Source organism: Microcystis aeruginosa NIES-4325 (genome assembly GCF_008974145.1).
In the GTDB taxonomy this organism is placed as follows: Bacteria; Cyanobacteriota; Cyanobacteriia; order Cyanobacteriales; family Microcystaceae; genus Microcystis; species Microcystis aeruginosa_G.
On record NZ_BJKP01000006.1, the window covers coordinates 51,243 to 71,458 of the forward strand.

Here is a 20,216-nt window from a genome sequence, read left to right on the forward strand (position 1 = left end):
CTGAGGTACAAAAGTTATGGGTTTTAGGCAAAAGGCAAGAGGCAAAAGTCAAAAGGGAAGAAAAATATGTGTACCTCACTAGCTTAGGAAACGCTATAAATAAATAACTAAATAACTAATTAACTTACATCTGATAACTAAATAACTAATTAACTTAAAACTTACATCTGATAACTGATAACTGATAACTGATAACTGATAACTGATAACTGATAAACCATGTGGACTCAAATTGCCCGACATATTGCCCAAACCACGGAAAAACCCTTTGAAATCGAGAAAAGTCGTCCCGTTAGTGGTGGCTGTATCAATCAGGGTTATGCCGTCAGTGGCAATGGTTTAATTTATTTCGTTAAGATTAACCAAGCGAACCAAGAGGCCATGTTTGCGGCCGAAGCTTTAGGATTAAAGCAAATTCACGCTACCAAGACTATCAGGGTTCCAGAGCCAATTTGTTGGGGAATTGCTGAGAAATCTAGTTATTTAGTGCTAGAGTGGTTAGAATTCGGCGGTGGTAATAGTCAAAGCTGGGAAAAAATGGGGCGAAATTTAGCTCATTTACATCAAGTTTCCCTATCCGATCGCTTTGGTTGGCAGTGTAATAATACCATTGGTTCTACTCCCCAGATTAATACTATTAGTAACAATTGGGCGGATTTTTTCGCTCATCAGCGCATTGGCTATCAATTAAGACTGGCGAAGGAGCGCGGCGGCAATTTTCCCGACGAGGATCAAGTTATTCCCGCTATTAGCGAGATTTTGAGTCAGCATCAACCCCATCCCTCCCTCGTCCACGGTGATTTGTGGTCGGGAAATGCGGCCATTACCGTCGATGGGGAACCAGTAATTTTAGACCCAGCCAGCTATTGGGGAGACCGGGAGGTAGATTTAGCCATGACGGAACTTTTTGGCGGTTTTCCGGCGGCTTTTTATCGGGGTTATAACGATGTTTTCCCCCTCGATGCCGGTTATCAACAGCGCAAAACTCTTTACAATCTCTACCATATTCTCAATCACTTTAATTTATTTGGTGGTGGTTACGCTTCCCAGGCCAATCGGATGTTACAGGAAATTCTTTAAGGGTTTTACTTGTGAATATTTACCGAGGATAAATTATGTCTATTCGAGAAACTACTGTGATTAAAACTCCAGAGACAAAAGTATGGACTGATGCAGAGTTTATGGCGTTACCTGACGATGGTAATCGTTACGAATTGGTCAAGGGAGAGTTAATTAATATGGATAATTCTGGGGCTTTACACGGTTATATTGCCATTATTTTAAGTGCTGCTTTATTCGCTTTAGTAACATCTCGAAAACTAGGGGTATTATTGGACTCCAGCACTGCTTTTACTATGAAAAATGGTAATAAACGCTCTCCTGATATAGCTTTTTTTGCCAAGGAACGTCTGCAAGGATTGGAAGAATTGCCGACGGGTTTTCTAGAAGGTGGACCCGATTTAGTGGTAGAAATTCTCTCTCCAGGGAATACAGTGGCAGAAATCGAGGACAAAATTGCCGAATATTTTGCCAATGGGACTCGTTTGCTCTGGGTTATCAGTCCAGGTCAACACTATGTTTTAGTTTATCGTTCTGGGTACGAACCGCAGGAATTATTAACATCAGGAGATTTTCTGGAGGGGGAAGATGTGGTTACGGGGTTCACTTTTCCCGTAGCTGATTTGTTTCAAAAACTATCTTTTTGACTCTTTCTTCTCAACAAATCGGCTAATAAATCGGCACTGTCACTAATAGCTAGATGAGAAGCTTGTTGAGCCATGGCGGCCAATTTTTCGGGATTAGACCATAAATCGAGGACTAATTCGCTTAAAAACTGAGCAGTTAACTCATTTTGACGATAAAGATAAGCCGCTTGAGCTTCAGCGAAAACTTTGGCATTGTAGAACTGATGGTCTTCGGCAGCAAAAGGATAGGGAATTAAAATCGAAGGCGTACAAGTGATCGCTAATTCTGTTAAAGTGCCGGCACCGGAGCGACTGATAGCCAGATTAGCTCTTTGCCATAATCCCGCCATATTGTCGTAAAAAGGCTGGGAAAAATAGTTAGAATGGCGCAAACTATCCGCTTCGGGGTCGTTTTCTCCCGTGAGATGCACGATATAAATGCCTTTTTCTAACCATTGGGGAGCGCTTTGTCGGACAAGTTGATTAAGAGCCACGGCCCCTTGAGAACCACCGGCAACGACAATTAAAAAAGCAGTCTCTGGAATCGGTAAATCTAGGGACTGGGGAATGAGAAACTGCTCCCGTACTGGTGTACTAATCCAAGTGCTGCGAGTGCCGGGTAAATAGCTGGCGGTTCCCTGAAAACCGAGGGCAACCGTATCACACCAGCGACCGAGAACTTTCGTGACTTTGCCCGGTATGTAGTTAGATTCGTGTAGGATGACGGGAATATTGGCTAAACGAGCCGCTAAAATGGTCGGGCCCGCGATATAACCCCCAGTGGTAAAAACTGCCGCTATCTGACGTTTTTTGATTAAACTACGCACTTGCCAAATGGCCCACAGTTGACGCAGCAGAATCTTGAGAGTTTTTAACCCCAAACGGGTTTGAAACCCCTCAATCGGGATGCTGTGCAGGGGATAGGTTTTTGGAACTAAGGACTGTTCCAGACGGTCTGGAACTCCTAACCATTCAATCTCGTAATCCGGCAAGCGCTCGGCCACGGCCAAGGCGGGAAATAAATGACCACCAGTACCACTAGCGGCAATCAATAGACGGGTTGGAGTGCGTGCCATAATTCGAGAGAGGGTAAATTCAGCCCTAGAATGAAATAATCTACCATAGTTATTGATCGATCCTTACACAAACTATCACTAATGCGTAACTTGAACACAATCCCCAATAAATTTTTTCGTCAATCTCTCAATTTTCCCCTATCGTTGCTGTTAGGTTTGGGGTTAACTTTTACCCTTGCCACCGGTCTGCGGGCCGAAAAGCCGGAAACTGCCCCGGCTAATTTAAAAACCCTTATCTCTAAAATCGAAACGGCGGCTAACCAGCGAGATATCAAGCAATTAATGGAGTTTTATAGCCCGAAATTTACTAACTCCGATGGCTTGACCTACGAAAAAACTAAAAAAGCTTTAACTCATTTTTGGGAACGTTATAACAATCTACAATACACCACGACTCTCGAATCTTGGAGTCGTTCTGGGGACAAGTTGACGGCCAATACAATTACTAAAATTACTGGGACGGGAAAGGTGCAGGGAAGAGTGGTGGGAATGAATGCTACGATTCGTTCTCGTCAACAATTTCAAGGTAATAAATTGGTGTATCAGGAGATTTTAAGCGAGAGAGTCGAGTTAAGCACTGGCAAAAATCCCCCCAGTGTTCAAGTGAGAATTCCCGAAAGAGTGAAAGTGGGTCAAGAATTTGATTTTGATGTGATTGTCCGCGAACCTTTAGGGGATGATTTATTGGCTGGAGCGGCGATCGATGAGAAAGTAGATATTGAGCGCTATATTAATACAAAGCCTCTAGAATTGGAATTATTACAGTCCGGTGGTTTATTTAAGCGGGTAACGGCCCCAGCAACACCAGAAAATCGTTGGTTATCGGCGATTTTAATTCAAGGAGATGGGATTGTTGTCGTTACTCAACGGGTTAAGGTAGAAAAATAGTGGTTATCTGGCGGCTTTTTTGGCATTCCCCCTCTAGAGTTACCATCTTAGCTGCCCATAAACCATTGAGTACCAGTAACTAAATAATAGGCTCCCGTCGCCATCAGTGCCACGCTACCTAAACGGATAATCGTCTCGGAATGTTGCAATAAATTCCGGCTTTGTTTGGCTAGACCAGTAAATAAACTGGCCAAGAAAATGAGAATCGTATAACCAAGAGCATAACTAACCATGGTCAGTGTGCCGAGAACTTGAGAACCGGTAGCGGCAGCGGCGGCCAAGACAGCAAAGAGGACAGGACTGGCACAGGGAGAGCTAACAAGAGCAAAAGTTAATCCGACTCCGTAGGGGCCTGCTTGGGGGAGATTTAAGTTCATTTGCGGTAAAGGTAGCTTAATTACTCCCAATAACCACAGACCCATGACCGCCATAATCAAACCCACAACAATATTAATATAACCTCGGTACTCCACCATTACCGTCCCGGCAAAGGAAGAAACTAAACCAAAAAGACTTAAAATTGTCACCGCTCCTAGGACAAATAAACCTGCTTTGCTGAAGGCATCCCAACGAGATTCTATTTTCAGGGTGCCGATATAGCTGAGGTTAACGGGCAATAGTGCCAGAATACAGGGAGATATGCTGGCAATCACGCCACCCAAAAAAGCTAGGGGCAGTAAAACTAGAGGATTGTTTGTATCTTGTCGATCTAACCATTGCTGATAGCTATTTTCGATGATCGAGATCGCTTTTTCCAGAGGATGGCCAATAATTGGTCCGATGGTAAGGACTAAAATAAGAGCTAGAAGCCCTAAAACCAGATAAAATAATAATTTTTTCGATATTTTCGCTTTTTTGTCAGGTTTCAACCCTTCGACTGACTCCGATACTCGTCGCATAAAATTCTCCTGAAATGATCCAAAAAATAAAATTGCCCTGGGAGTCCTTGGCGATCAGTGGTACTCCCCAAGCTGGGCAATCTTCGACTATTTTTTATTAATAGCCGAGTTCAGTACGGAGGAATAGGCGGATTTATCGGCATTATTCCGGTATTGTGCCAAAATATTGCCCGTAGCGGGATCGATAATCGCAATCATGCCAGTTTGGGACTTATTCGCCTCAAAAAAACGACCTAGACCCAATTCTTGGGCTTTGCGGGCCGATTGGGTCGCTTTCGAGCGATCGCTGACATCTAAGACGATAAAATTAGCTTTACCCGCGTAATCTTTTTTAAGTTGGGAAAGAGTGGGGGCAACATTTTTACAGGCAGGGCACCAACTAGCATAGATATCGACAACCACGGGTTTTCCTTGCAATTGTCGCGCTAACGGACCGCCCACATTACCCTGTTTAGCAGCGCAGGGATTTTTCGAGGCACAGGGATCAGTGCTAGCGCAGGGATTTTTCGAGGCACAGGGATTAGCTTGGGCAATACTAAAAGTACCTTTACTGACGACTGAATCAGAATTAGTCAAGGTTTTCGCCGATGTTCCAGCCACAAGGGAAACCGTAACCGCTAAACTACTAAGACAAAGACCGAGCCATAATAACGCTGATGGTTTACGCATGAGTTAAATTTCCCAATTAAGATTAGAGATTTTTTGGTAAGTCAAGGGTATTACCCCAGAAGAATCCAGCTTGCCACCGGAGGAAACCAGTGTCGCTGACAGTTAAGATTAAATTCTAGAAACCTGAGTCTCAGATGAAGACCAGATAGATAATAGATAAAAAATCTGACTTTAACTGGCAATTGCCCTCATCCACCCGGGAGAATCGTCCTTCAATCTTTTCAGCAAAAATTCATCTACCGATCACGAAGGGATCATCTTTTCCCGAAATCTTGCTGATAAAATCAAGAAGAAACCCGATTAATTGCGGCTAAAAGACAACTTTTCGCCATAATATGCTAATTTAAACCATTATTTCGCAACTATGACAGGAAAAGACTGGTTGGTGGATAATCATGGGCAATGCTCGGCCTACGAAATAACCCCCGCAAACGCCGAATTATCCCATCCCTACTGGCTCTATCGCTTTTTATCCGATCTCGAAGATACCTTAACCCAGATTAGCGACGATCGCTCACGATTAGAAGCAATTCGGATTCTAGTTCGCCAACTCTTAAACAATTCACCCTGGTTAGATATTCTTAGTCTAGAACCCAATCCCGAAACCGGTTGGGAGGTATTAACCCTCTACGATGAGCCATTTTTTCCCCTAACAGTACAACTGGTCGCTTGGTCTGTGGGTAGCACTTCCCCGATTCATAATCATGGTTGTTGGGGGGTAGTAGCTTTGTTAAAGGGACAGGAAAAAAACAGCTTCTGGCAACGTTCCCCCACCCCCGGATTACCCGATCAGATCAGAAAAGTAGGCGATCGCCTACTCATCCCAGGTGATATTCTCTGTTTAATGCCGGCTGCTATTCACCATGTAGAAGCGATCGGAGATGAGCCAACCCTGAGCTTTAACTTGTACGGTGAAACTAACTATAGTCAGCGTTTTGAGTTCGATCCCGGACAAGGTACGGCGAAAAATTTTTAAATCTCCCTATATCACTAACCATACACCCATGAAGCTACCTCGCCTTGTCGGCATTTTTGGGCAATTTTTGCCCAGTAAACCCGTTTCTACTAGCTCGCTTCAGTTTCGTTTAACCTTAGAACTATTGACCATCTCGATTATCGGACTTGGTAGCGTAGCCATTTGGGCTGCTTGGCAAATGGAGCAGAATTTAGTCGCCGCCCATAAACAAACTCTAGAATACATCGCTAGGCGTTTTCCTGAACAGTTGGAAATGTACGCTCAGACGGGAACCCTGACTACGGGATTAGAAAAAACCATTGATCGAGTCTCCACTGCGGGGTTAGTCATCTGGGTTAAAAACTCCGATGGGCAACTGTTGGGACAGTCTCCTGGAGTCGATGGCAATGTCACCGAGATGCGTGCGGCGGCATCCCTAACCAGAGTACCCGATGCACCCCAAATTATTCACTTTGACGGACGCGATATTGTTTTATGTGGCACTCCTCTGGCTATCAAGGGTCAACTGTCGGGGAAATTGTATCTATCCCAAGATATCACGGCCGATCACCAGAAATATCAGGCGGGGTTATGGGGCTTATTTTGGCTGAGTATTCTTGTCCTATTGAGCTTAATTGTCTTAATTTCCCAACGGATCCGTCAGGCTATGTTGCCGCTGACTCGCATGAGTCAAATTGCTAGTGCCGTTTCTGCCGATGATTTAAGTGGGGCGAAATTGCAACTCGAACAAGCACCAGATGAAATTTTAGGACTGGCTACCGCTTTTAATCAGATGTTATGGCGATTATCGGGAGCTTGGGAACAGCAACGTCAGTTTGTCGGCAATGTTTCCCATGAACTGCGTACCCCTTTAACAGTCGTGATCGGTTACTTACAAAGTCTCCAGCGACGCAGCACTAATTTAAATCCCTACCAACAGCAAGCTCTGGAAACAGCCACGGCAGAAACCGAGAGAATTATCCGGATGTTACAAGATTTGCTCGATCTCGCTCGTGCCGATAGCGGTCATCTCCATTTTCGCTCCCATCCTATTATTCTCAACACTTTGCTGACAGAAGTGGCGGCGATGAGTCAAAAAGTTAGCGATCGCAAGATGACTTTATTATTAACCAATGAAGATGTGGTAATTTGTGGCGACCAAGATCGATTACAGCAAGTTTTAATCAATTTGCTCGATAATGCGATCAAGTATTCTGCTCCCGGGCAAACCGTCGATCTGATCTTAGAAAAGCAGCCTAGTTCCGCTCTCATCCATGTACGCGATCGGGGAATCGGTATCTCTCTCTCCCATCAAAATCGCATTTTTGAACGGTTTTATCGGGTTGATGAGTCGATGACTCGCTCGCGAGACGGCACGGGGTTAGGTTTGGCGATCGCTAAAAGTCTGATTGAAGGAATGGAGGGTCGCATCACTCTCCGCTCTCAACCCGGTCAAGGCAGTACCTTTACTATCATTTTACCTCTCTGGCAACCGCAATTATGAACGAGCATATTCTTCTCGTGGAAGATGATCCCAAACTCGCCGAATTTATCGCCACAGAACTTCATTTGGAAGGCTATCAAGTTACTATCGCTTCTAATGGCATGGATGGACTGAAAATCGCTAGGGATTCTCCACCAGATTTGTTAATTTTAGATTGGATGCTGCCGGTTATTTCTGGATTAGATTTATGTTTACGACTGCGAAAAACCGGGATAGAAGCACCGATTATTATCTTAACAGCTAAAGATGAAATCCCCGATCGAGTGACGGGCTTAAATGCCGGAGCCGATGATTATGTTACTAAACCTTTTAGCATGGAAGAACTCTTAGCTAGGGTTAAAGCTCGTTTACGTCGCACCCATGTCCAAGATTTAAATATATTTACTTTTGAAGATTTGACCTTGAATTGTCTTGCCCGGGAAGTGTATCGAGATAGTCAATTGATTGAATTAACGGCTAAAGAGTTTGACTTATTAGAGTTTATCTTACGTCATCCCCGGCAGGTACTCACTCGCGAGCAAATTCTCGAAACCGTTTGGGGTTACGATTTTATGGGCGATTCTAATATTATTGAAGTGTATATTCGTGCCTTACGGGTTAAGTTGGAGTCCGCTAATCCTAAACGTTTGATCCAGACAGTGCGAGGAGTAGGCTACGTTTTACGAGATTATGCTTAATTGTGATTTATCAGAGGAACCGAGGGAGTAATTATTTAGCCCCGATTTGATCAAAAAGGCTGTAATAAATACTCTGATTAAGCATAAAGGTGGGAAACATCGCTCGTCCATACTTTAAATTTTGTTAAATTTACTTGACCGAAAGAAGTTGTTAGGGCAGCATCGACGGCATCTAAGCCGCGAGTCATTAAAATCCGCCCGATTCTGGGGGTGTTATGACGAGCATCAAAAGTGTACCATTGATGGTCCAAATAAACCTCAAACCAAGCACTAAAATCCATCGGTAGAGGTTGGGGAGAAATACCGATATCTCCGAGATAGCCGGAGGCATAACGGGCGGGAATATTGAGGCAACGGCAAAAAGTCAAAGCTAGGTGATTAAAATCGCGACAAACCCCCTTTCTTTCCCGATAGACATCATAGGCGGTTTTCGTCCCCCGCGCGTATTCGTAACCAAAACGAATGTGACTATGAACCCAATCACAAACCGCTTGTACCCTTGCCCAACCGGGGGGAGTTTGTCCGAAAAGTTCCCAGGCAATTTCCGAAAGCAAATCTACTTCACAATAACGGCTACTCATTAGGTAGGGGAAAACTTGGGTTGGTAACTCTGTTAAGGGAATTTCTTGGGCATTCCAATTAACTATATCGGGTTTCCATTCATTCTCGATAACGGCTTCATTGTGAACGCGGATCTGTCCGGCGGGTAAAATGAGACGACTGGTCCGATTACCGAAGCTATCTAAAAATTCTTCTATTTTTGTTGCTGGTTCCACCTGCAAGTTTTCTGGCTGTCTAACTTGATCTAAAATTGAGGGGTGTAGATAAAGTTTTAACAACATGACCAAGGGTAAAGGGGCATCAAAGCCAAATTCATAACCAACACGGATTAACATTAGGACTCCTATCTAGATAGCAATTTTGTCGGGATTTGTCGGGATGAAACGCCAATAATCGCCAGACTGAAAAAAGTTAGGCCCGACTACTTAGTTAAAAGTTTGAGGAGAAAGTAATAGCCAAGCTGAAAACCGATAAGCTTTGTACAGAGTTACTTTTATTGTAAACCGCCTCGACTAAAAGCTCTGTAACTTTAAACACAAGCCATCAGCAGGATTAGATCTATCGAAAACAGTCTGGGATGGATGGTTCCTCTAATAAACGAATTTCAATGGGGATGTAGGCTAGTTTAGCAAAAATCTTTTGTTGATGACTGACGGGCCACCATTCGTAAAGAAAGATTTCTAAAGGTCGCCAGAGGGCCACCCAACCACTAATTAATAATCCTTCTTCTAAGAAGTGAATAAATGTATCGCTGCCAAAACGACTAATTAATTCGCTGAGACTCAAACAAACAAAAAGAAAGGAGAGACCAATTATTAAAGATATGCGTCCTTGTCGCCAAATTGTCCGTAATTTTCTTTGTTCTCCCTGTTGGCGATAGTCAAAATAATTATGTAAAGCTGAGGGTAACAGATGTCGGGCGGTGTTTTGTTCTGTAATGGGAAGATAAAAGACTAATTTAAGGGGGGTATTTAGGGGAAATTCATCTACAGAGTTAATAATATAGTTTTCGGCATTATCGTCTAAATCTCTATCTAAAAATGGCGAAGGATCGAGAGAATTAAAGACTTGCTGTAACTGATTAAGTTTAATTTCAATTAAGTAAGTTCCTTCCTCCTCTCGATAATAGGATTGTAATTTATTTACCAGTCTAGACATTAGTTATTAATGTTAAGCAAATGTGGTGAACTGACACAACTAAAATGTACTACTAGAAGTTACTTCATCTTGCATTGAGAGAGATTGAGCTATCTCTGAGAATATTTTAGCTGTATCAGTCCCAGATCATTAATTTAATTTATCGACCAAAACCAGCGTACCAAAAATAGGTAACCATGGGGATTACTGTGGCTAAAACCAGTAAAACTATCACCCAAATCGTGGCACTTTTATCGTCAGTTTCTTCTGCGGTAGTAAAGGTACTTTCGATATTAATTGTCGCTACTTCCGGCGGTCCAGGATCCGCTTCTCCAGAAAGTACCGCCGTTAGACGACGACTAGCATCGAGTAAAGCTTGATTATATTTTCCCCCATCTTTGAGGGGAACTGCCATAGTTTCCGAGAGGATACTATCAGCAATAGCATCGGTTAATAGGGGTTTTGCTTCCTCCCCAACCCGAATAGCAGTTTTATTGGTTAAAGTATCAAGGACGATGATAGTTTGATTGGCACGATCTTCGGGATTAGGATACCATTCTCTCAGGATATCATCGGCTAAATTGTCAATTTTTTGACCGTAATCCAAGCGCCGGACCACTACCATTCTCACTTCTTGGCCGGTTTTTTCGGCGAGGTTTTTCAGATCTTTATTTAATTTTCCCTCGTTAGCGGCACTAATGGCCGAAACGGGATCGACTACATAAGTCGGCGCTCCGGGGCTTAAAATAGGGAGGTCATAGACTCCCATGGCAGCAGCCGGTGACAGGGAAACACCCAAGACTACACAGCAGGAGAGAAGGAGAGAAGCTAATAATTTGAGCATATTGATTCGGTAAAATTCCTATAGAACATAATAGGGGAAAAGTTTACTGTTTTTTGAGCCGGGAGACGGGAGACGGGGTGATGGGGAAATTCAACTAATACCCTCAAACCCTAAAACCCCAACACCCAAACCCTTTTAACTGATAACTGATAACTGATAACTGATAACTGATAACTGATAACTGATAACTGATAACTGATAACTGATAACTGATAACTGATAACTGATTATGAGTGATTTTGAGGAACTAGAGTCTAAAAAACGGGAAAAAGCCCTAGAAATGCAGGCCTATCGCGATAATTTGCTCTCACGGGTGACAAGATTACTAATTTCTCAAGATATCCACTTGGCGATCGATCATACCCTAGAACTGCTCTGTCAATTTACCCAGAGCGCTCACTGTTACATTATTCAATATTCCACCTGTCGTCAGCAGTGGAGTATGGTTTATGAATACTGTCACCCCGACTATCCGCAAGTTATCCCGATTCGGGAACAATCACAAAATCTCTCGACAGAAACCTTTCCTTGGTTTTCCGAACAATTATTAAACGGTATTCCAGTTAAACTGAACTCTTTAGACGATTTACCCCCTACTGCTATCCCTGAAAGAACTATTCTCGCTCATAGTTCTACTCCCTGTCTCTTAATCGTTCCCATGTGGGATAGTTCCGGGGTAACGGTGGGTTATCTGGGATTGGATGCAAGTGCAGAAAAGCAGTGGACGAAGGAAGATGTCACCTTTGTGCGGTTGCTGGGAGAATTAATTGCGATCGCACAAAGTAGATATGAAGCGGAAAAAGAATTAAAAGAAGCTAAGGAAGCGGCAGTTAAGGCAAATAAAGCTAAAAGTGAGTTTCTAGCTAACATGAGCCACGAATTACGCACTCCTCTTAATGCTATCTTGGGTTTTACTCGCTTAATATCCCGGGATAGCAGCATCAGCAGTGAATATCGCCAATATTTGGAAATTGTCAATCGTAGCGGGGAACATTTACTAGAGTTAATCAACGATATTCTAGAAATGTCGAAGATAGAAGCAGGAAGAACGGTTTTTAACCCTAGTAATTTCGATTTATACGCTCTTTTAGAGAATATTGCTGAAATGCTTCGTCCACAAGCGCAGACAAAAGCTTTAAGCTTAATTTTTGATCGCAGCTCCGATCTGCCTCAATATATATGTACTGATGAAAGTAAATTGCGACAGGTGTTAATCAATCTCTTGGGTAACGGATTGAAGTTTACCGACTCGGGAGGGGTGACTCTCCGGGTAAAGTTAGGGGAGAAAAGAGGAGATTATCAGCGATTGCTCTGGGAAATTGAAGACACAGGCGCAGGAATCGCCCCAGAGGAGATTTATAAGCTATTTCAACCCTTTAACCAAACGGAAACGGGACGAAAATCCCAACAGGGGACAGGATTGGGTTTACCTATCAGTAAAAAATTTGTTGAGTTGATGGGAGGTGCGATCGGAGTTAGTAGTATTCTGGGTCAAGGAAGTGTTTTTAGTTTTGATATTCAGGTGGGTTTAGTGGGGGAAAATGAGATTAAAACCGAAACCAATAAAGCAAAAGTTATCGCTTTAGCCGAAAATCAGCCTAAATATCGCATATTAGTCGTCGATGATCGACCAGAAAGCCGTTTACTGTTGCTGAAACTCCTGACTACCCTAGGATTATCCGTGCAAGAGGCCGCTAATGGTCAAGAAGCGATCGCAATTTGGCAAGCATGGCAACCTCATCTTATCTGGATGGACATGAGAATGCCAGTTAAAGACGGTTACGAAGCAACTAGGGAAATTCGGCAGTTAGAGGCTGATAATCGCAGAAAAACGGTAATAATTGCCCTAACTGCCAGCGCTTTTGAAGAGGATCGCGCTCTGGTTATTGCCGCTGGTTGTGATGATTTCGTGCGTAAACCTTTCCGAGAAGAAGTTATCTGGCAAAAAATGGGCGAATATTTGGGATTAAAATATATTTATGCCGATAATGAGCCAAATCAGCCCAATTATTCGCCAGTTTTTCTCGATTCCCTGCAATCCCTATTAAAATTAATCAGTCCCGCCTGGATTAGACAATTGCAACAAGCGGCGCGAGAATGTGATGATGAAAAAATTATCGCCCTAACCGCAGAAATTCCCGCCGATTATGCTACCCTTGCCCAAGGTTTACAACAGTTAGCCGGAGAATTTTCCTTTGATGCGATCGAAACCATAATTAAAGATTTAAACATATCTTAAGAGAGTATTTTATCTATATCTCAAAAACGTGATATTCTAAAGGCATAAATCCCTAAATATGGCAATTTTAAAGGATGAAACTGTTAAAAATGCTCATCGGTACTTGGTTAATACTACCGATTTTTTCTGTTCATGCTCAAGTCCCCTCGCTGCCCCCAATTAAGCAAAATTCCCCCAATCTTGGTGATCTACCGAATAATCCCACCCAGCAGAGAAATTGGCTTTGTAACCAAGGAGATCGACGCATTGCCGTGGCTGCCAAAGAAGTGCAAGGTTGGCAAGAATTAATCGAAAAACAAGGTTGGCAATGTGATGAAGGAAATACCGATATACCCGATCAAACTCTCGGCTTTTCCTGTGAACCAGAACAAACCCTCGGCATCTTGACAGTTTACTGGTTAAATGGTAGTAATGGTCAACAACAATTAAGCCAATGGCGAGATAAATTAGCGGAACAACAGGGGATGGTTTGTACTATTAATAACGTGCGGTTATTCGATACTCAAGAAAATATACTCAACCCATTACAACCATGATTAAATTAGCAGTTTTGCCTCAATCTATCCTCCTGGTTATCAGTTTACTATTAAACAATTCTCTGCCCTTACTTGCCCAATCTACACCCCTGAACGTCGATAATTTAAGAAACACCGTCTATAACATTCCCAATCGGGGTTCCGTAATTGTCAGCGATGGTATTTTTCAATCTAACGAGGGACAAATTTTAGGAGTACAAGTCAGTCAAGAAGCCTTGATGGGGGACTATAATAATGATCAAAGGACTGATGGTATTGTCGTATTAAGAGTGATTACCAGAGAGCAACAGCAATTACATTATTTAGCCCTAGTGATCGATAATAACGGTACTGCCACTAACACCGATACTGTCCTCTTAGCCGATCGAGTAATTGTCGATAATCTTAGTGCTAAAGATGGTATGATCACCGTCAATATGAGAAGATTTCTCCCTCGGGATCCTTCCTGTTGTCCGTCGGGAGTTATCACTCAACAATTTGCGATTAATCCTAGTATTAATCAATTGACTTTACTGAGTACCAACGAAAGTCAACCCACCACCCCAAATGTGCAGGTAGTACCTACTTCTCCCCTGAGAATTAATAATAGTAACCTCCCCTTTCAACCTCCTGCTGGGGCCATCCAAATCCGCTTTTAACCTTGTTTTTGGTGCGTTGGGGCAGCGTAACGCACCCTACTGGACTGTTTCCGCTAAAATAGGGCAATAGATTTCGGCTTAAAGTCTTAGATTATAGAATTTATAGCATTTTTCTAATACACCAAATTAGCTGAAATAAACCACTACCTTTTTACTTAAAAAAAATGGCCTACAAATATCCCATCCAACGCTGGTATATTGCCGCAACTAATCCCGAAAAAATCGAGGGGTTAGCGCGGGAAATGGGATTATCATCCTTATTAGCAACTATCTTAATTAATCGCGGTATTGATACCCCCGAATTAGCTAAAACTTATATAGATCCTGAAGTGGATATCTTACCCTCTCCCCTAGGAGAATTTCCCGACTTAGAAAAAAGTGTCAATTTATTAGTAAAAGCGATCGCCTCTGGCGATAAAATTGCTATCTGTGGGGACTACGATGCCGACGGCATGACCAGTACATCTTTACTATTAAGAGCCTTGAGACATCTCGGTGCCAGGGTAAATCATGCCATACCCAGTCGCATGAAAGAGGGATACGGAATTAATCAGCGCATTGTCGAAGAATTTGCCGAATCGGGAGTCGGATTGATTCTCACCGTTGATAATGGTATTTCCGCTCACGAACCGATCGCCCTAGCGATAGAATTAGGATTAAAAGTTATTATCACCGATCATCACGATCTGCCGCCAATTTTACCAAATGCCTCCGCTATTCTCAACCCAAAATTATTAACCCCGAACTCTCCCTATCAGGGATTAGCGGGGGTGGGAGTTGCCTATATTTTAGCGGTGACAACTGCCCAAAAAATGGGTAAATTACAGGGATTAACCGAGTCATTATTAGCATTATTTACCCTAGGCACTATAGCAGATTTAGCTCCATTAATCGGGGTAAATCGTCGCTGGTTAAAACGGGGTTTAAGAAAATTGCCTAAATCCCAATTAGTCGGGATTCAATCCCTGATGCAAATAGCGGGAATTAGCGAGGAACAAAAGCAATTACAACCGGATGATATTGGCTTTAAATTGGGACCGAGAATTAATGCAATCGGCAGAATTGGTGATCCCCAGATAGTTATTGAATTATTAACCACCGATGACGCAGGAATAGCCTTAGAAAGAGCGATGCAGTGCGAACAAATTAATCGTACTCGTCAAGAATTGTGCGAAAAAATTGAAGAAGAAGCGATTAAATTAGTGGAAAAAACGCCGATTCTTTGGCAAAAAGATCGAGTTTTAGTCTTAGTCGAAAAAGATTGGCATCATGGGGTGATTGGTATTGTGGCTTCCCGTTTGGTGGAACGCTACGGAGTACCAGTTTTTATCGGTACTTACGAGGAAAAAGATGCGGGTAAAATTCGCGGTTCTGCCAGAGGAATTGAAGAATTTCACGTTTTTGAAGCCCTGCAATTTTGCCAAGATTTACTAGGAAAATTTGGCGGTCATAAAATGGCGGGTGGTTTTAGTTTACCCACAGCTAATTTATTAGCATTTAAACAAAGATTGAGTCAATTTTCTTACAAAACTTTACAAATAGAACAATTAAAACCTTTAATTAAAATTGATAGTATCATCGATTTTAAACAAATAACCCTGCAACTTTTTCAACAAATTGATAGTTTACAACCCTGGGGAATTGGCAATGAATTACCCGTTTTTTGGACTCCTAACGTGCGAGTAGTGGAACAGAAAACTATCGGAAAAAATCACTTAAAATTATTGCTGGCTCAAAGGGATGATACCAGAATTCAAGCCCTAGCATGGCGTTGGGGCGAATATTGTCCTCTACCAACTCGTTTAGATATTGCCTATAAACTCAAAGAAAATCCTTGGAATGGTAATACAACCATAGAAATTGAATTAGTGGGAGTGCGATTACCCCAAGAAAATGATAATATTAAAAAAGCAATTTTTATGCACGCCGATAAAATGTATCAATGTAGTTTTTGGGGAGATTTAAACGAGATTCGCATCAAAAATGAACAGGGCGATATTTTAGTCGTGCAGAAAGGGCAGCGCATTGGTTTATTAGGCAAAAATCGGCAACAAGCTAGAGAAGTCAACGTGACTGAACCCCGTTTTTATACTTTAATTAAAGTTGCCATCAAAGCTTTGGCTATCTAGCAACACCTCCAAAAAAAGCGCCTTGACGATGAACCAAACCATAGTGATCAAAATCGGTACTTCCAGTTTGACCGATAATGAAACCGGCCAATTATCCCTCTCCACGATCGCCGCTTTAGTGGAAGTCCTCACCCGGTTGCGCGCTGCCGGTCATCGGGTGGTATTAGTATCTTCTGGGGCTGTCGGGGTGGGCTGCCGTCGTCTGGGAATACAGGAAAGACCGAAAAAAATCGCCCTCAAACAAGCGATCGCCGCCGTCGGACAAGGTCGTCTGATGCGGATCTATGATGACCTCTTTACCAGTCTTGGTCAACCGATCGCCCAAATTTTGCTGACCCGTCCCGAATTGATGGAACGCACCTGTTATGTCAACGCCTATAATACCTTTCAGGCTTTGTTTGAATTAGGGGTGATTGCCATTGTCAACGAAAATGATACGGTGGCGATCGATGAGTTAAAATTCGGCGATAATGACACTTTATCAGCCCTTGTGGCCAGTTTAATCGAGGCTGACTGGTTATTTATCCTCACCGATGTGGATCGCCTCTACAGTGCCGATCCGCGGCTATTTCCCGAAGCACAGGCCATTGTCCGAGTTACTCCCGCAGAATTAGCGCAACTATCGATCGATGCCGGTAGTAGTGGCAGTCAGTGGGGGACCGGGGGTATGGCGACTAAATTGGCCGCGGCCCGGATTGCCACCAGCGCCGGGGTAGAAATGGCGATTACTAGGGGACGGCAGCCTGGTAATATCTTAAAAATTATGGCAGGAGAGGCGATCGGAACCCGTTTTGAGGCACAAAAACGCAGTGATAACGCCCGCAAACGCTGGATCGCCTACGGACTAATGCCCATGGGTAAAATCTATCTCGATGCTGGGGCGATTCAAGCCATTTGTCAGGGGGGAAAATCTCTCCTAGCGGCCGGGATAACCAAAGTGGAGGGGGAATTTAGCGCCTCGGAATCGGTGCAATTGTGCGATCGAGAAGGCCGGGAATTGGCTCGGGGAATTGTTAATTATAGTAGTGAGGAGATCGATCGAGTTAAAGGTCAACATTCCGAGCGTATTGCCAGTTTATTAGGTTATGTGGCCGCAGAAACCATTATTCATCGGGATAATCTCGTCATTTTGAGTGCCTCGTCCACCATCTCGACCAATAAGGGATAATTCCGCCACCCAGGGCAGGTTCGCCCAATGCCTTAAATGTAAAGAAATATCTCAAAAAAACAACAAATTGTTAGACAAGCAAGAGAGTTAGACTAGGGATGTCCCCCGAAGTTCAACCCTGTGAGATTATAAATAAAGCGAAACTCAAAAATGTCTTTATTGCTGTTGGGAGAAACTTCATAATGCGAGACGCGGTAACTAGCCTGATTAGAAAATACGATGTCACCGGACGTTATCTCGATCGAGATGCGATCGATAATCTTAAACAATATTTCGCTTCGGGAACTGCCCGTCTAGCTGCCGCCGCCCTAATTAACGCTAATTCGGCGGCGCTGGTGCGTGGGGCGGCGATTCGTCTATTTGAAGAAGTTCCCGAATTGATCCGCGCCGGGGGTAATGCCTACACCACCCGTCGTTATTCTGCCTGTCTGCGGGATATGGATTACTATCTGCGCTATGCCAGTTATGCCCTAGTAGCTGCTGATACTAATGTTCTAGATGAGCGGGTACTGCAAGGACTGCGGGAAACCTATAATTCCCTCGGTGTTCCCATCGGTCCGACGGTGCGCGGTATCCAAATCATGAGCGAAATGATTCAATCCATGGCTACTGAGGCGGGTATTGCCGACACCTCTCTGATCGCTGAACCCTTTGATCATCTCACTCGCGAATTAAGCGAAGTGTCTATTTAAATTCAGTTATCAGTTATCGGTTAGGAAAGGCAAGAGGCAACAGGCAAGAGGCAAGAGTATTTATTAATTTCTCTCCCGTCTCCTGTCTCCTGTCTCCTGTCTCCTGTCTCCTGTCTCCCGTCTCCTGTCTCCTGTCTCCCGTCTCCCGTCTCCTGAATTATTAACTCGCCGTCGGCGATCGAGCCATTGTTGTAAAATAATCGCCGCCGCTTCCCGATCGATCGCTCCCTTATCCCAAGAGGAAAACTGTTTTTTGGCTTTTAAGAATTCTTCCGCCTCTAGGGACGTGCATCGCTCATCAATGTATTCGAGGGGCAAATACAAGGCGATCGCTAGTTTCTCGGCGTATTTTTGCACCTGTTTAGCCTGAAATCCTAACTCTCCTGCCATCGTATAGGGCAGTCCTGCCACCAAAATCTTAATATTTCTTTCCTTGACAATCGCTTCAAATTGTGCTAAGTCGGCAACAAAGGAAGAACGGATAATCGTGGTCAAACCGGTGGCGATTAAACCTGTGCCGTCACAGCCCGCCACTCCTACCCGTTTTTTGCCGATATCTAAGCCCAAAGCGGCGACTCTTTCCATCACACTGGATGCCCCTGATCGGGGGGTTCCGAGGGCGGTTTAACTGGGGGAAGTTCCCCCGTACTGTCGAGGGATTCTAGGGGGGAATTATTGGGCCATTTTAACCAAGACATCCGACTAGGGATGGGAGTTCGTGGCACCGGTTGTAAACCCTGCAGCATTTCTGCCAGGGCGGAATTTTCTGGCCTAGTTTCGCGGATTTTGTGCCATACCGAGCGGGACATCATCAGGGTGTGGGAACTGCGGATTGCTCCCAATTGTTCCAGATATTCCCGTCTTTCGTGCTGATAATCAGCAGATATCAACTCTAGTGATCGAGGGGCATACTTGTGAGTGATCTGGGCCATCTGGATTAGTAACTTAGGATAGAGCCAAGTGTAGGCAGGATGGACAATTAATTTCGCTTGATGGGGTCGCTCATCCCGGTTAGATAGGATTAATTCAAAATAACCGATCGCAGCTTTTCGTTGTGGTTCAAAAACGTAACCGCGACTAATTTGCGGACCGCCGCACCAACCTTGACAGCGACCGAACAAACTATCAACTAAACTGATTTTAAAATCCTGGATATGGCGATCAAATACCTGACGCAGTAACGGTGGCATAGACACACAATCTAACTGATAGAGCAATTGAGCGTCAGCATTGCTCACCGGCAGTAAATTCGGTAAATCTGCCTCTTGTTTGCTCAATTCCTGTAATAATTGCGGCGGTAAAGACCAATAGGTTAATTCCGCCAAAGGCTGAAAACCGTGTTGCCGAAAAAGTGCCAAACTGTCCTTTTGATTGATATTAACCTCTAACACCCAGGTGCGGGCTTCCCAAACCGTTTCTAGACAATAACGCAGTAATTGCGCCCCGATGCCCTTGGGTTCGCTTAAAGACTCCCCTGGCTGCACCCGCACCTGTTCCACCCGCCAAGTGCTGCGACTACTATTAAAAGGGGCGACTTGGATTGCCCCGCGAATTTTCCCTTCTTCTCCCCGATTAGCCAGGGACTCGGCCACATAGACATGAAAACGGTGTTGGAGAGGATTGGGAAAAAAACTGAGAATTTTAAACAACCCAAACCAAGGCCGCACCAGCTGCACCTGCGTGCGGAAATTTTGGGTGCGACGATCAATATCCTCATCGAAGTCATCCAAGGTTAAAGCTTCAATGTCTTCCAAATCCCGATATTGTACGGGACGGATTGGGCGATCGCTAAAATCGTCCCCTTGGGGAACAGGAGAAGTGGTCATGGCTCTGGGGTAAATATCGTCTATGCACCTATCTTACAGCAGAATCTAGAGGCACTTCTGCACCAATAACAATTTCTGACGGTTCAAGGAGTC

20 protein-coding genes are annotated in these 20,216 nt (G+C 43.8%); 12 read left to right on the plus strand and 8 right to left on the minus strand.

Translation table 11 applies throughout. From position 1 onward, the window contains the following. Positions 1–219: 219 nt before the first annotated feature. Complete coding sequence (locus MiAbW_RS04895) at positions 220–1,080, plus strand: fructosamine kinase family protein (protein WP_151695163.1); 861 nt, start codon at positions 220–222, stop codon at positions 1,078–1,080. A gap of 35 nt (positions 1,081–1,115) precedes the next feature. Continuing rightward, positions 1,116–1,706 (plus strand): Uma2 family endonuclease, encoded by a 591-nt coding sequence (locus MiAbW_RS04900; RefSeq protein ID WP_151695164.1) that lies wholly within the window; start codon positions 1,116–1,118, stop codon positions 1,704–1,706. Here MiAbW_RS04900 and murG read toward each other — a convergent pair. Beyond that, positions 1,688–2,761: an undecaprenyldiphospho-muramoylpentapeptide beta-N-acetylglucosaminyltransferase gene (murG, locus tag MiAbW_RS04905; RefSeq protein ID WP_151695165.1), complete on the minus strand. Its 1,074-nt coding sequence runs from the start codon at positions 2,759–2,761 to the stop codon at positions 1,688–1,690. The genes MiAbW_RS04900 and murG overlap by 19 nt on opposite strands. A gap of 81 nt (positions 2,762–2,842) precedes the next feature. Between murG and MiAbW_RS04910 the strand changes: the two genes are divergently transcribed. Next, positions 2,843–3,649, plus strand: coding sequence for a nuclear transport factor 2 family protein (locus tag MiAbW_RS04910; protein ID WP_151695166.1), 807 nt, complete (start codon positions 2,843–2,845; stop codon positions 3,647–3,649). A gap of 47 nt (positions 3,650–3,696) precedes the next feature. On the opposite strand, the gene MiAbW_RS04915 is transcribed toward MiAbW_RS04910, so the two are convergent. Together MiAbW_RS04915 and MiAbW_RS04920 are read right to left on the minus strand one after the other, a co-directional pair. Beyond that, positions 3,697–4,548, minus strand: coding sequence for a cytochrome c biogenesis CcdA family protein (locus MiAbW_RS04915; protein WP_002781740.1), 852 nt, complete (start codon positions 4,546–4,548; stop codon positions 3,697–3,699). 87 nt (positions 4,549–4,635) lie between these two features. Beyond that, a complete protein-coding gene (locus tag MiAbW_RS04920; RefSeq protein WP_151695167.1) occupies positions 4,636–5,217 on the minus strand; it encodes a TlpA family protein disulfide reductase in 582 nt (193 codons plus the stop codon). 364 nt (positions 5,218–5,581) lie between these two features. Here MiAbW_RS04920 and MiAbW_RS04925 point away from each other — a divergent pair, with 364 nt between their 5' ends. The 3 genes from MiAbW_RS04925 to MiAbW_RS04935 are packed head-to-tail and all read left to right on the plus strand — an operon-like array spanning position 5,582 to position 8,353. Further along, positions 5,582–6,193 (plus strand): cupin, encoded by a 612-nt coding sequence (locus MiAbW_RS04925; RefSeq protein ID WP_151695168.1) that lies wholly within the window; start codon positions 5,582–5,584, stop codon positions 6,191–6,193. Between the two features lie 28 nt (positions 6,194–6,221). Continuing rightward, complete coding sequence (locus MiAbW_RS04930) at positions 6,222–7,676, plus strand: sensor histidine kinase (RefSeq protein WP_045359244.1); 1,455 nt, start codon at positions 6,222–6,224, stop codon at positions 7,674–7,676. Further along, positions 7,673–8,353 carry a response regulator transcription factor gene (locus MiAbW_RS04935; protein ID WP_151695169.1) on the plus strand — a complete coding sequence of 227 codons (681 nt, stop codon included), beginning with the start codon at positions 7,673–7,675 and terminating at the stop codon, positions 8,351–8,353. Before MiAbW_RS04930 ends, MiAbW_RS04935 begins: the two co-directional genes overlap by 4 nt. Before the next feature lie 77 nt (positions 8,354–8,430). On the opposite strand, the gene MiAbW_RS04940 is transcribed toward MiAbW_RS04935, so the two are convergent. The 3 genes from MiAbW_RS04940 to psb32 form a co-directional block, all read right to left on the minus strand. Then, the gene (locus MiAbW_RS04940; RefSeq protein ID WP_151695170.1) at positions 8,431–9,249 is read right to left on the minus strand and encodes a transglutaminase-like domain-containing protein; all 819 of its coding nucleotides are present in this window, start codon (positions 9,247–9,249) and stop codon (positions 8,431–8,433) included. A gap of 223 nt (positions 9,250–9,472) precedes the next feature. After that, positions 9,473–10,072, minus strand: a complete 600-nt coding sequence (locus MiAbW_RS04945) for a hypothetical protein (RefSeq protein ID WP_151695171.1) — start codon at positions 10,070–10,072, stop codon at positions 9,473–9,475. A 139-nt stretch (positions 10,073–10,211) separates the two neighbouring features. Continuing rightward, positions 10,212–10,895, minus strand: coding sequence for a photosystem II repair protein Psb32 (gene psb32, locus MiAbW_RS04950; protein WP_151695172.1), 684 nt, complete (start codon positions 10,893–10,895; stop codon positions 10,212–10,214). 229 nt (positions 10,896–11,124) lie between these two features. Here psb32 and MiAbW_RS04955 point away from each other — a divergent pair, with 229 nt between their 5' ends. From MiAbW_RS04955 to apcB, 6 genes are all read left to right on the plus strand, one after another. Then, positions 11,125–13,134 carry an ATP-binding protein gene (locus tag MiAbW_RS04955; RefSeq protein ID WP_151695173.1) on the plus strand — a complete coding sequence of 670 codons (2,010 nt, stop codon included), beginning with the start codon at positions 11,125–11,127 and terminating at the stop codon, positions 13,132–13,134. Positions 13,135–13,208: 74 nt separating this feature from the next. Further along, entirely contained in the window at positions 13,209–13,670 is a 462-nt protein-coding gene (locus tag MiAbW_RS04960) for a hypothetical protein (RefSeq protein WP_151695174.1), read from the plus strand. Next, positions 13,667–14,308 (plus strand): hypothetical protein, encoded by a 642-nt coding sequence (locus MiAbW_RS04965; protein ID WP_151695175.1) that lies wholly within the window; start codon positions 13,667–13,669, stop codon positions 14,306–14,308. Before MiAbW_RS04960 ends, MiAbW_RS04965 begins: the two co-directional genes overlap by 4 nt. Before the next feature lie 164 nt (positions 14,309–14,472). Further along, entirely contained in the window at positions 14,473–16,437 is a 1,965-nt protein-coding gene (recJ, locus tag MiAbW_RS04970) for a single-stranded-DNA-specific exonuclease RecJ (protein ID WP_151695176.1), read from the plus strand. A gap of 28 nt (positions 16,438–16,465) precedes the next feature. Beyond that, positions 16,466–17,605, plus strand: coding sequence for a glutamate 5-kinase (proB, locus tag MiAbW_RS04975; RefSeq protein WP_238707194.1), 1,140 nt, complete (start codon positions 16,466–16,468; stop codon positions 17,603–17,605). Positions 17,606–17,703: 98 nt separating this feature from the next. Further along, positions 17,704–18,297 (plus strand): allophycocyanin subunit beta, encoded by a 594-nt coding sequence (gene apcB, locus MiAbW_RS04980; RefSeq protein ID WP_202981344.1) that lies wholly within the window; start codon positions 17,704–17,706, stop codon positions 18,295–18,297. Positions 18,298–18,360: 63 nt separating this feature from the next. On the opposite strand, the gene ruvX is transcribed toward apcB, so the two are convergent. Both ruvX and MiAbW_RS04990 read right to left on the minus strand, forming a co-directional pair. Further along, a complete protein-coding gene (gene ruvX, locus MiAbW_RS04985; RefSeq protein WP_151695238.1) occupies positions 18,361–18,882 on the minus strand; it encodes a Holliday junction resolvase RuvX in 522 nt (173 codons plus the stop codon). Continuing rightward, a complete protein-coding gene (locus tag MiAbW_RS04990) occupies positions 18,882–20,123 on the minus strand; it encodes a GNAT family N-acetyltransferase (protein WP_151695179.1) in 1,242 nt (413 codons plus the stop codon). Before MiAbW_RS04990 ends, ruvX begins: the two co-directional genes overlap by 1 nt. Between the last annotated feature and the right edge of the window lie 93 nt (positions 20,124–20,216).